The following is a 10707-nucleotide window of genomic DNA, read 5'->3' on the forward strand; positions in this document are numbered from 1 at the left end:
ACGGTCGCCGTGTGGGTCGGTGTATCGGTTGGCGTATCGGTCGGAGTGGCCGTCGGTGTATCGGTCGGCGTGTCGGTCGGCGTAGCCGTCGGAGTATCGGTCGGCGTGTCGGTCGGCGTTTCGGTAGCCGTCGCCGTCGGGGTATCGGTACAGGGCGGGGCCCACTCGGTGAGAATGTTCTGCTGCAATGTCGGCTGAGGGCCGGGATTTCCTTTCACTTCTTCGGTGATGTCGAGAACAACAGGCGTCGTCAGGGCGTCCAGCAGGTTATTATCAACGGCGACGATGAGTGGCACGTCTTGGCCTGCCGCGCTGCCGGTGTATTCGATGTCGAATCCATCCACCAGGTCGCCGGTGATACCGACAGAATCGAATACGGTTTGCAGAATGTCGCGCAATTCCGTTTCAGTAGCGTCCCAGTCGATCGCGGTCAATGTCGTGACTGGCGTTCCTCCAGCGTACGAGAGCGCGAACTTAATATCACCGCTGGCAGGCTCCTGCAGGCCGTAGACGTTCTGAATCTCGTTCGTCGCTGGCCCGTTGTAGACAAAATTGCCGAATACCGGAGGCGTCGGCGGTGTCGAAAGATGCGGCTCACCGTTGAAGGTGATGGTGTACCCCTTATTGATATTCATATCTGCTGGGTCGGCTGGCGTAACGACAACACCCTGGCCGGAATAGTAGGCTTCAACGGCCTGCCTGACCTGCGCAGCTGTCGCGTTCCAATCGAAGGTGATCCCGCCGGTGCCTCCATCCTGGTTGACGTTCATGTATCCCCTGGACGCCGCCGGGGTAGCCTTCAAGAGCATGGAAAGCACACCGCCGCAATATGTTGGCGTTTCGGTAACTGTATCTGTCGGAGTATCCGTCGGGGTCTCGGTCGGCGTAGCCGTCGGTGTGAATGTCCGTGAATCGGTCGCCGTGTTCGTAGGGGTATTCGTCGGAGTGTTGGTCGGCGTGTCGGTCGGTGTGCTGGTCGGCGTCCAGGTCGCGGTCCCGGTCTTGGTGAACGTATTGGTGATCGTCGGCGTTTTGGTCTTTGTTGGCGTGAACGTGTTGGTGCCAGGGGTATAGGTCCAGGTGTTCGTGCGCGTGAACGTCGGTGTGATCGTGAACCGGATCACCCGGGTGCTGGTCGGTGTCCAGGTGACGGTTCCCGTCTTGGTAGGCGTCGCGGTGGCCGCGGCTTCGGAACACGACGGGAGGGCGAACACCATGAGTAGGATCGCCAGGGCGATCACTCCGCTCAAAGCCTCTGTTTTTTGGTTTTTCAGCGTTTTCATGGTATTCGCCTCCGGGTTTTGCACTACACGGCCCATCTTTTGAGCGTTCTTACCTGCCGGTGTTCGGATGTATACCCCACCAGGTGAGAGTGAAAGAACCCCTGGAAAGGGGGGTGATCCAGGGGGTCTTGAGCCTGTTGCCTACCGCTTCCTGACCCCCAGGAGCCGCAGGGCGGCGTTGACGGTCGCGCCCAGGTCGTAGGACACCATGGCGGCGCCGCCGCAGGCGATCCCTGAGAGCACCTGGCCGATGTTGTTCCCGGCGTCGAAGCCGGTCACGGTGGCCCCTGCCACGCCCAGGCCGAGCGACACCCAGGGCACCCATTTTTTCGACACCTTCGGGAAAATGCGCTTCCACGCCTCGCTGAGACCCAGGCAGACGCCGGTCAGCACAACGCCGTGCGTCGCGGGGTCGAGCTGGATGTCCAGGGGTGCCGCCGCATAGGCCATGGAGCACAGCGACAACAGGATGAAAAACAGGCTGAGTTTTCTCATGATCGAATCTCCTTTGATCTTTGTTTGGATGAACAGCGCGATCAGCTGACCGTAGACCGGGACGGCGAGCAGCACGATAGCCCCGATTAGCACGTTGAACTTGGTCTCCAGGGCCACCAGGCGGGCCACGATCTCTGTTTCGCTCATGGGTTGTAGACCGTCCGTTTCCAGGTGGTGAAGTCGGGCCAGCCGTAGGCGGCGGCCTGGTCGATGATGATGCCGCGAGCCCTGCAGAACGCTGACCGCTGCCGCGCATACTCCAGCTGCGGCGCGTTCGCCGCTACGGCTGCGTCGTATCCAGCCTTCTCGGCTGCGTCATACGCTGCCTGCTTCACGATCTCAGGAGTCTCCGCGATCCTGGAGGCGTCCAGGGCAGCCTTCGCGGCGCCTGCCACGGTTGAGGCGGCCTTCTTCGCGGCTTCCCCGGTAGCCTTCGCGGCGTCGGGAAGCAGTTTGAAAACGTCTTTCAGCAGGAAGTAGGCGCCCACCACGGCCACCACTCCCATGATCGAGAGCACAATGGTGGTGTTGGGCGTCGCCTTTCGCACCGATCCGCTGATGTCCGTTACAGGATTGCTCACTAGATTTCCCCCTCGGCAGGGCTGACAATGGTCCCTTCCCCGTCGCCACCCGACAGCATGACGCGGGCGTTCCTGAAAAGCGCATCGATCGCGCCCGACCCGATGCCGCGCCCCAGGTCGTCGGAGTTTTCCGCTGCGGCCTTGAGCATGGTGTCCTCGGCGTCCTTCTTGACCGTTCGGTAGGCCAGGTATCCAGCACCAGCGGCGATCGCCAGGACGCCGACGACGGCCACGCTGCCGATGATCAGGTTCCTGCTCATGCGAGTCCTTTCCTTTCCAGGGCTTCGGCGCTTGCCACCATGAGCCCTTCCAGCTGGTATGGGTTGTATCCGTTCTCGTTCACGGTGATCGCGGCGCACAGTTTCGGGAGGTTCTGGATCACCGAGAACTGCTGAGTGGGGCTGACGCCGAGCTGCTTGGCGAGCCGTGCCCCGTATTCACCCTTCTTCGCCCCGGGGTTGTCCGAGACCGGGGCCCACCGATCCCCGAAGGCAGCAAGCGTGTGTATCTGGTGTTTGATCTCGTAGCTGATGGCAGTCTGTGCCATGGCCCTGATCCCGTCGTTCGCGGTGGCGAAGATACAAAAGCCCTTCTCGTCGCGCCCGACCTGTCCGGACCACCCGGAACCCATGTCCCGCAGGTTCCCCGGGTTGTTGTTCCTGATGCCCCTTGGCAGCATGTTCTTCCTCGCGATCATGGCCCCGACCAGGAGGATGATCCCGACCAGGAACACCCTCACGGCGCCCACACGGGCTGCGTGTAGATGAAGTGGCCGTAAAGCTGCGCACCGGCACCGGCAAACATCGAGGCGTCCAGGTCCCAATACTCGCAGCCCAGGAGCAGCACCCAATAGATGCCGTCGGCGTTGATGGTGTCTGCTACGCCGTATTGATCCAGGACGGGCAGGAGTATCTGGCGCTCACCCTTCCACACGCGCCCGTAGAGGCTCAGCACACCGCCGGTCATTCCCTTGACCTCGATGCACATATAGACCGCCGAGAAGGCCGGAAGGTTGGGCGTGCTGCTTCCTGCAAAGTCGCCCAGGTTGAACTGCACCGCAGCCGGTGCGGCGTTAAGGTTCTGGCCGCCGGAAATGGAGCCGTCACCCCTGCAATGCAGCAGCGTTTTGTCGCCGCCGCCGTCCAGGACGCCCTGCGGGTCGGTCGAAAGGGTCGTCATGTAGACATAATCCGGGAGCTCGGTGCTGCCGCCGGGGAAGGTATGGGGATCCTCATACCACCCGAAGCCAACGATGAGCTGGATGGTATCGGGGTTTATGTCGGACGTGATCGTGAGCGAGTTGTAGGGCTTGAGGTCGCCAGCGGTGGCGCCCTTCGTGAGCGTGTGTTCCTCACCCTCGGAGTCCACGACGGTGACGACGCCCGACGCGCCAAGGCAATAGATGAAGTCGCCTTTAAGCGCCAGGTTGATTGGAACGCCTTTGTAGCCGATGTTGATGCGCCTCATGCTTTGCCCCTCCTGGTGTACCAATACACGCCGAGCACAAGGGCCGCAACGATCCCGACGGCCACGATGGAGCGAACCCATTGCTCTGAGGCTGTGGCGGTGCTCCTGGACGCGAGCTCCTGCGCACCCTTGTGCTCTGCGGCGGCCAGGTCGAACACGCTGCGCGAGGCCGACAGGTTGCTCTCCAGGGCGTCATTCGCCAGCTGCATGGACGCCGCGAGCTCGGCGGGGTTCCCGAGCACGAAGGTGTCGGGTGCCTCGGAACCGAAAGACAGGTTCACATTCGCGTCGCCGTCGCCAGCGAAAGTCGGGTTCACGCTGTTGTCGTAGGTCTGCGTAAGGGTGGAATTGTCCTCGGAGGCTACGCCCGAGACCACCCCGGCGCCCGTGATGTCGTTAAAGGGCATGGCTACCGCCTCCTGAGAAGGATTGCCGACAGCAGCGCGATCGCCAGGACGGCGACGCCTGCGACGACAACGGGGATATGCTGCTCCAGGGGGGCGGGCTGGTTCTTGTTGATCACGACACCGCTGTGCGTCACGGTGGGCGTGACCGTAGGCGTGACCGTGGTTGTCTGAGGGCTGGCGCTGGAGGAACCGAAGCCGCTGAGGTTGCTGAGGAGATTCACGGCGTCACCCCTTCCGGGACGACACCGCCGCGATCACCGTGACCACCAGGAGAACACCACCGATCCCCACAGCCCACCACACCCACACGGGGGTGGTGGTCGCCACGGGGGGGGTCGCGGTGCTGCCCGCAGGCGGCGCCAGGTTGCTCTGATTCGCGGGGGTCGTGCCGGTGGCGGGTTTCAGGGCCGGTAGTTTCTGGACGACACCGGCAGCATCGGCCTTGAGCTGTGCGCCGATGTTCTCCAGGGCCGTTGATCCGGCGTCCTTGAGCGCGTCCACGATGTCCACAATTCCCCCCTCGGTGCTCTCGTTGGCCCTGGCCGGTCAGGCTTGGGCGAACATGTACCCCAGGCTGACCTGGTAGACGGTGATCCCCTCGGCGGCGTCGGAGGTGAAGTCCAGCTCCATGTTGGTGGCCGACGGCCCGATCAGCAGGGCCTCGTCGCCGTAGCCGTGTTCCAGGAAGTCGATCACCCACATGCCGCTCTGAGGGCTGCGCAGGTTGTCCTGGCGCTGCACCATGAGGTTCTCGTCGGACGAGCGCCGCCTGATCTCGTTGTTGTTGTACCGCATCACGAAGTCCGTGAGGTTCGCGGTGGGCGGGATCAGGATCAGGGCGTCGCACATGGAGTGGAGAAGGTCGCCGTGCTTGAGCCCGGTGTTCTTGGTGATCGTGTTGACGCCGACCAGGGCATTGAAGGTGAACTTGTCGATCACCTTCAGGAGCCCGGGGCCGCCCGGGTAGGGGTCGCACACCTGCGCACGGGGCACGATCTGGAGCGAGCCCGCGCCGGGGGTGTTGTTGATGTCGAACTCCACCTGCACGGAGGCGATCCCGCGCCCCTGCGCGTCGTAGGAGCCCGCGTTCAGGGTGCTCTCGATCGCCAAGTCCTTGGAGCTCCCCGTCGTCAGCGCCAGGGCGGTCTTGTCGAAGCTCTGGATGCCGCCACGGATGCCCAGGCGCCGCTGCGGGAGGAACAGCAGGGGCGTCGTGTAGGTGTTGTACGCCGGGGTGTTGTAGAACAGGTTGATCAGGTTCAGGTCGGTCGCGCTGAGGCGCTGGATGATCATCCCGTTCGCCATGAGCCGCAGCTCCTCGATCATGGCGACGGTCAGGCCGCCGAGCAGCTGGAAGAACAGGTCCCGGAAGTCGTACCCCGGGGGCAAGGTGGTGGAGTACGTCTGCTTCGTGGTCAGGCTGTTGGCGATGTTCGTGATGGGGTTGAACCGGACATCGGTCGGGAAGTTCCTCATGGGCTCTGCTCCTTTTTCCCTGCTTTTTTCACTTCTTTTCGTGGGTATACAAATGTACGCCCGTTTCCGGGCCGGTGGAGCCTACTGGTTGCTCACCCACTTGGCGGCGGTGGAGGCGACGGGCACGTTCCACTTGGTCAACGTCCACACCACGGCCAGGGTGATCACGACGGGGATCGCGTATTTCATCGGTGCTGCTCCTTGAGGTCGTTCTGTGCTTCGGGTGGAAACGTATCACGCGAGCCCAGGGGCGACAATGAGCGGCGGTAGACTCTTGGCTATATACTCGTCAAGTGTCCGAAGGTTGATTTTCGGCGTGTCGTGGATCATGCGCATGAGTCTGATCTGCGGCAGGGTGGGCGTCACGACGCCGCGCTCCCACCTGGACACGGTTTGAGAGCTCACGCCCATGATGTACGCTAGCTGCGCCTGTGATACACGGTGCTTGAGCCTGACGGTCACAGAGTCCATGTCACACCCACATGATGAGCTTGGCGATCAGGTAGACCAGGAGCGCCAGCACGGCGATCTCGGCCAGGGCCTTCAGGAGTGTCACCACAGCGCCCCTTTCTCGATCGAGGGCACGCCGTCGTCGTTGAACCGTAGGCAGCGGTAGTATTCGCCCTTCCGCAGCTTCGATGCGTTCTTGAGCTCTGGCTGGTTCCATTCCCGCGCCAGGTCGTCGGCGTCCTCCTGGCCGATGCTGAAACAGAACAGCTGCGTGCATTGACCGCGCACGTTCGGGTCGATCATTTTGGGGCGCTGGACCAGGAAGTAGCACGAGTGGCCGTAGTGCCTCCCCCTGGTGGCGATCGCCTTCATGGTGTCCGTGTAGTGCCCTACTGTTTCGCCGGCCTCGTCCACAAAGGCCATGCAGGAGCGAGACCCCCAAAACGTGTCAAGAAAATCGCTCTGCTTGGTGGTGATATAGTCACAAGGCCACTTCTCGAAAACGGCTGTCAGGACCAGGACGCCGATCCCGGCGTCACGGTGCTGCTTGGCGAGCCGCTTCCCTAGCGTCGTCTTGCCGCACTCGGTGACACCGGTAATCAGCGTGTGCATTACTTCCCCGGCCTCATGCACTTCCGCTCCAGGGCGTTGAGGTCATTCAATAGGGTTCGCGTCCTGGCGATCGCGTCCCTGACCTGATCCGCCAGCGGCTTCTCGGCTACCGGAGGCGCCTGCTGCGCTTGCGGATTCGCGGGCGCTGGAGGCTTGCTGTTCGTCGGATTGTTGTCCACTCTCATCACCACCTTTTTGATGAAATTAAGCATGCGCCGCCTCTGGTGCAGGAGGCGTATTGATCAGGCGATCAGTCTGCGGCGGCGTTTGCTTCGCGGCCTTCTCGCGCTCTTCCCTTTCGCGCCGCTCAGCCTCTTTGCGCACCTTCCGGCGCGCCCACCAGCCGACCAGCTTTTCCTTCCAGCTTTGAATGCGCTCCTTGGTCTTGGGACGGTTGACGCGAACGGCGATATATCCACCTGTCGAGACAGCGAGCCCGAGCCACGATGGTGTGCTCGCCCACCCGTAGTGAACGAACGTGTCACCCCACACCTGGCGCAGCCGCGCCTGCTCGTCGTTGACAAACTCCTGATCGCCAACCTTAACGACGGTCGGCGGGTCATACCACCATTCTGGCCCCATGAGCGTCGTGCATCCGAGCACGATGCTGTCGATGGTCTCTTCCCCCGATTTGCGGCACCGCGCTTCGAACGCCGCCTTGGTCTCGCGGGCCTTCGCGTCGGCCTTCTCCTGGTCCGTTGTCCTGGCGATCACCGAGCGCGGGGCCGGTTTGCGCCGTCGCGCCTTCGCCTTGTCCTTCTCGGTTTCCTCGCGGGCCTTCCGATCGCGGTCCTGCGCGTCGCGCTCAACGGCTTCGGTGTTGACGGCGGGAATGGAGTCCTGGACGTGTGCGGCGGCTGTGGAGACGGGATCGCCCTCGGCAGCGGTTGGCGTAGTGGATGCGTCGGGTGCTGTCGAGGGCGGTGTAGACGATTGCTCAGGTTGTTCGGACGGCTTCTCTTTGGCGGGGGTGATGATGCGCATGGTGCCTCTGAGTGACAGGGCGCGGCCCAGGAGGGCCTTGACCACCGAAGCCGCGCCGATCTGCCTGACCGCTGCCACGGGTGCCGACCCGTTTCAGCGTCTACCTTCCGGTAGTGTGAACAAGTGTATACCATGCTCCTGGTTGAGTCAAACGAAATTGTATTGACACCAAGACAATTCCGAGGTAATTATTACATGCCCTTTTTCGTTGATATTGATACAATTTCCAACGAAAGGGGGTGATACCAATGCCGACGATTACAATCCACCGTCGGCTGACAGCAAACGGTTCTTACCCTGTGCTCACGCTGCCGAAATACATTGTCAAAGCTCTTGGATGGGAACCTAAGAAAACTGAACTGCTGATCAGCCTGACAGAAGAGGGCCTGAATGTCAGACGATACGAGGAACCAATTACACCTGGAGGGGAAACAGAGCAAAAAAGGCCTTAAAACTATAATTATACGAGATTCCGCAGCGATCAGGGAAGTACCGAAAGAGCCCACCGAATCAGCCCCGCAGCCACTCATCGAAGCCCTACTAAGCCACCAGCAGCTACTCGATCTCCAGCACTTCGGCATGCTCATGCTCATCTGGTCACTTCGCGCCTATATGCCTTGCAAAGTCTCGGAAATACAGCGTCAGGCTCATGTCGGGCGCAAGCTGTTCTGGCACCTGGTCGATGATCTTGAAAAAGCTGGTCTTATCCACGTTCACTACAACCGTTTTTCCCCAATCTTTCATGCTTTCATAACCCCGGCCTTAAAGGCCCAGGTTGAGTCAACCCCGGCCTTAAAGGCCCATGTTGCCAACCCCGGCCTTTTGGGCCGGGGTTCCTCAACCCCGGCCTTAGAGGCCGGGGTTATCGAAGCAAATGAAAGCCTGATAAATCGCGATTTAGCCACCAACCCCGGCCTTTTGGGCCGGGGTTCCCCCTCTGTTGTTGTTGTTGGTAGTAAGACAGCGCATGCAACAACAACACAGCCGCCAACACCGGCCTCTGAGGCCCATGTTGACCTGGACGTGAACTCAATGGTCGGCTCAGCGATCCGTGACATTCAGCGCGTCGCACCGCATATCCACACAGGAATGCTCAAACCACACGCCCGCGACGCCGTTCAGGCGTGTCACGGCGATCTTGCGGCGGCCTCAGAGCGTATCCGCAGGGCGATCTGGTACACGGTGGATATGTACCACGCTTCAAACGGGCGTATCCGTTCCATCCTCGGGCTACTGCGGCAGGCAGTACGCGACGGGCTCACTTCGCTATCCCCTGCCGAAAAGCAGGCGCGTGAACGCGAGAAGTCCATGCCTAAATTGGCACCGGAGCCGGAGCCGATCGACAGGACAACAGCGCCACTCGATGAGCTGTTGCAGTACGTCAAAAACGTGATCGGCTACGCCGACGCCGAAAGCGCGATTGAGGGGTTGTCCAGCTTGTACGCGGGGCACCCGCAGCTGGATGAAGTAGTCGCAGAGACCAGGAGGGCCTATGAGCCGAAAATTGGAGGTCTTGCAGCCGCAACGGTCTGATCCGTTTGTCGAGCTCAAACGGGTTTTAGTGGAAGGTGAGCTCGGGATGCCGTTCGTGATCGAGCCTGGGGGTGGTCAGCTCTGCGTTGATCTGACTCCACCTGGAACGACGCGAGAGATGGGATACCTGATCCTCCGATGCGACGGCACCTGGAGGTTCATGGAAGGCCAGGAGGGCCAGTAATGGAAAAGACGATGTACCGCCCAATAAACAGCAGAGACCCGCGAAAGCCTCTGATCGTGTCTGAACTTAAGAGGCTGAACCGGGCTTTCAAAGTCACCAGCGTGCACCAGGTTGCCGAGAATGAATACATCGGGACTGTGTTCGTGTACCTGGACAACAACCTGCCTTGCCGTGCGCGTCGCACGATGTCAAAAGAGGCCACGGTTAGGCTGAGTCACGACGATCTGGCGGCTGGTCTACAGGACCAGGCTAAGGAGCCTTGTAACTGCGACGCATGCCGCCACGGGGATGGTCATTGATGGCCGCGCAGCTGGAGCTCCCGGCGCCGCCTCCGACCAGGTTCACAGAGCGGTCGCAATGCGCGGTGGTGTTTGATCACCTGTCGCGTGGTCTCACGCTGTCGCAGTACGAGGCCACCGTCACCTACGGGATCACCAACCTGTCGCAGCGAGTCAAGGAGCTGCGCCAGGAGGGGCACCGGATCAATTGTGAGTGGACCAGGAGCGAGACAGGAAAGCGGTACGGTCGGTACAGGTTGGTGGCGGCGTGATCTGGCGTTTGGTTCGCGCCGCCTACTTTTGGGCGCTCTGCGTCCGGGGTCTCCGCATGAGGCCGCTATTCCGTCGCCCCGATCTGCTCCTGGTCGGGCGCGACGTGTTCGGAAGGAATTGAAACGCCTGGGGTTCGTGCTGGTGTCACCTTCGGGTGCAGCCACCTGCGAAAGCTGCCCGCCGTCTTGGCCCGAGCGGCTTTGAAACTGTTGGCGACGAATAACAGGGCAGTTATCGGGCCTCCATTTTGTTCGTGAATGTTTATATATCCCGTCAAGTCACCAGCTGGATCACCCGGCCGGCAGACTGAATACCTAAATTATCGAGTCACGGTTATTTTGACCAAAAATCGTGCATTAGGATGCCCGTCATTTGAATGATCTCGATGGTGTCAGCTATCACTACACCCGGTAATTTACTCTGCCGCCGTGTTGGTGGCGATCGCACGGAGCAGCAGCACCTTCTCCATTTCCCTGGTAGCTACAGCTGGAGGCTCGTTGATCATCACACAGTCGCAGTTAGGCGTGCGCGTGAACGTAGGTGTGTCGGTCGGCGTCGGAGTCACGGTCGCCGTGTGGGTCGGTGTATCGGTTGGCGTATCGGTCGGAGTGGCCGTCGGTGTATCGGTCGGCGTGTCGGTCGGCGTAGCCGTCGGAGTATCGGTCGGCGTGTCGGTCGGCGTTT

19 protein-coding genes are annotated in these 10707 nt (G+C 61.2%); 4 read left to right on the forward strand and 15 right to left on the reverse strand.

Annotated elements, in window-relative coordinates; all coding sequences use genetic code 11:
- The 14 genes from WC683_17400 to WC683_17465 all read right to left on the reverse strand — a co-directional run.
- On the reverse strand, positions 1–1283 hold a 1283-nt coding region (locus tag WC683_17400; protein ID MFA4974385.1), incomplete at its 3' end, for a hypothetical protein.
- A gap of 141 nt (positions 1284–1424) precedes the next feature.
- A complete protein-coding gene (locus tag WC683_17405) occupies positions 1425–1925 on the reverse strand; it encodes a hypothetical protein (protein MFA4974386.1) in 501 nt (166 codons plus the stop codon).
- Complete coding sequence (locus WC683_17410) at positions 1922–2359, reverse strand: hypothetical protein (protein MFA4974387.1); 438 nt, start codon at positions 2357–2359, stop codon at positions 1922–1924. Before WC683_17410 ends, WC683_17405 begins: the two co-directional genes overlap by 4 nt.
- A complete protein-coding gene (locus WC683_17415; GenBank protein MFA4974388.1) occupies positions 2359–2619 on the reverse strand; it encodes a hypothetical protein in 261 nt (86 codons plus the stop codon). Before WC683_17415 ends, WC683_17410 begins: the two co-directional genes overlap by 1 nt.
- On the reverse strand, positions 2616–3098 hold the full coding sequence (locus tag WC683_17420) for a structural protein (GenBank protein MFA4974389.1): 483 nt from the start codon (positions 3096–3098) through the stop codon (positions 2616–2618). The genes WC683_17415 and WC683_17420 overlap by 4 nt, the downstream gene beginning before the upstream one ends.
- Positions 3095–3826: a hypothetical protein gene (locus WC683_17425; GenBank protein ID MFA4974390.1), complete on the reverse strand. Its 732-nt coding sequence runs from the start codon at positions 3824–3826 to the stop codon at positions 3095–3097. Before WC683_17425 ends, WC683_17420 begins: the two co-directional genes overlap by 4 nt.
- Entirely contained in the window at positions 3823–4233 is a 411-nt protein-coding gene (locus WC683_17430; protein MFA4974391.1) for a hypothetical protein, read from the reverse strand. Before WC683_17430 ends, WC683_17425 begins: the two co-directional genes overlap by 4 nt.
- A gap of 2 nt (positions 4234–4235) precedes the next feature.
- Complete coding sequence (locus WC683_17435; protein ID MFA4974392.1) at positions 4236–4454, reverse strand: hypothetical protein; 219 nt, start codon at positions 4452–4454, stop codon at positions 4236–4238.
- A gap of 4 nt (positions 4455–4458) precedes the next feature.
- A complete protein-coding gene (locus tag WC683_17440; GenBank protein ID MFA4974393.1) occupies positions 4459–4743 on the reverse strand; it encodes a hypothetical protein in 285 nt (94 codons plus the stop codon).
- Between the two features lie 36 nt (positions 4744–4779).
- Positions 4780–5709 (reverse strand): major capsid protein P2, encoded by a 930-nt coding sequence (locus WC683_17445; GenBank protein MFA4974394.1) that lies wholly within the window; start codon positions 5707–5709, stop codon positions 4780–4782.
- A 234-nt stretch (positions 5710–5943) separates the two neighbouring features.
- The gene (locus WC683_17450; GenBank protein MFA4974395.1) at positions 5944–6180 is read right to left on the reverse strand and encodes a helix-turn-helix domain-containing protein; all 237 of its coding nucleotides are present in this window, start codon (positions 6178–6180) and stop codon (positions 5944–5946) included.
- A gap of 81 nt (positions 6181–6261) precedes the next feature.
- Positions 6262–6771 (reverse strand): hypothetical protein, encoded by a 510-nt coding sequence (locus WC683_17455; GenBank protein MFA4974396.1) that lies wholly within the window; start codon positions 6769–6771, stop codon positions 6262–6264.
- Entirely contained in the window at positions 6771–6983 is a 213-nt protein-coding gene (locus WC683_17460) for a hypothetical protein (protein ID MFA4974397.1), read from the reverse strand. The genes WC683_17455 and WC683_17460 overlap by 1 nt, the downstream gene beginning before the upstream one ends.
- Positions 6976–7833 carry a hypothetical protein gene (locus tag WC683_17465; GenBank protein MFA4974398.1) on the reverse strand — a complete coding sequence of 286 codons (858 nt, stop codon included), beginning with the start codon at positions 7831–7833 and terminating at the stop codon, positions 6976–6978. Before WC683_17465 ends, WC683_17460 begins: the two co-directional genes overlap by 8 nt.
- Positions 7834–8145: 312 nt before the next feature.
- Here WC683_17465 and WC683_17470 point away from each other — a divergent pair, with 312 nt between their 5' ends.
- From WC683_17470 to WC683_17485, 4 genes are read left to right on the forward strand one after another with little or no spacing between them, the layout of a single operon-like run.
- On the forward strand, positions 8146–9288 hold the full coding sequence (locus WC683_17470; protein MFA4974399.1) for a hypothetical protein: 1143 nt from the start codon (positions 8146–8148) through the stop codon (positions 9286–9288).
- Positions 9248–9472, forward strand: coding sequence for a hypothetical protein (locus WC683_17475; protein ID MFA4974400.1), 225 nt, complete (start codon positions 9248–9250; stop codon positions 9470–9472). The genes WC683_17470 and WC683_17475 overlap by 41 nt, the downstream gene beginning before the upstream one ends.
- Positions 9472–9771, forward strand: coding sequence for a hypothetical protein (locus tag WC683_17480; GenBank protein MFA4974401.1), 300 nt, complete (start codon positions 9472–9474; stop codon positions 9769–9771). Before WC683_17475 ends, WC683_17480 begins: the two co-directional genes overlap by 1 nt.
- Positions 9771–10022 (forward strand): helix-turn-helix domain-containing protein, encoded by a 252-nt coding sequence (locus WC683_17485; GenBank protein MFA4974402.1) that lies wholly within the window; start codon positions 9771–9773, stop codon positions 10020–10022. The genes WC683_17480 and WC683_17485 overlap by 1 nt, the downstream gene beginning before the upstream one ends.
- 416 nt (positions 10023–10438) lie before the next feature.
- Here the strand turns inward: WC683_17485 and WC683_17490 are convergent.
- Positions 10439–10707 (reverse strand): hypothetical protein (locus WC683_17490; protein ID MFA4974403.1); only part of this gene is annotated, 269 nt, incomplete at its 5' end.

The sequence above is a fragment of the bacterium genome, assembly GCA_041648665.1.
In the GTDB taxonomy this organism is placed as follows: domain Bacteria; phylum UBA10199; class UBA10199; order 2-02-FULL-44-16; family JAAZCA01; genus JAFGMW01.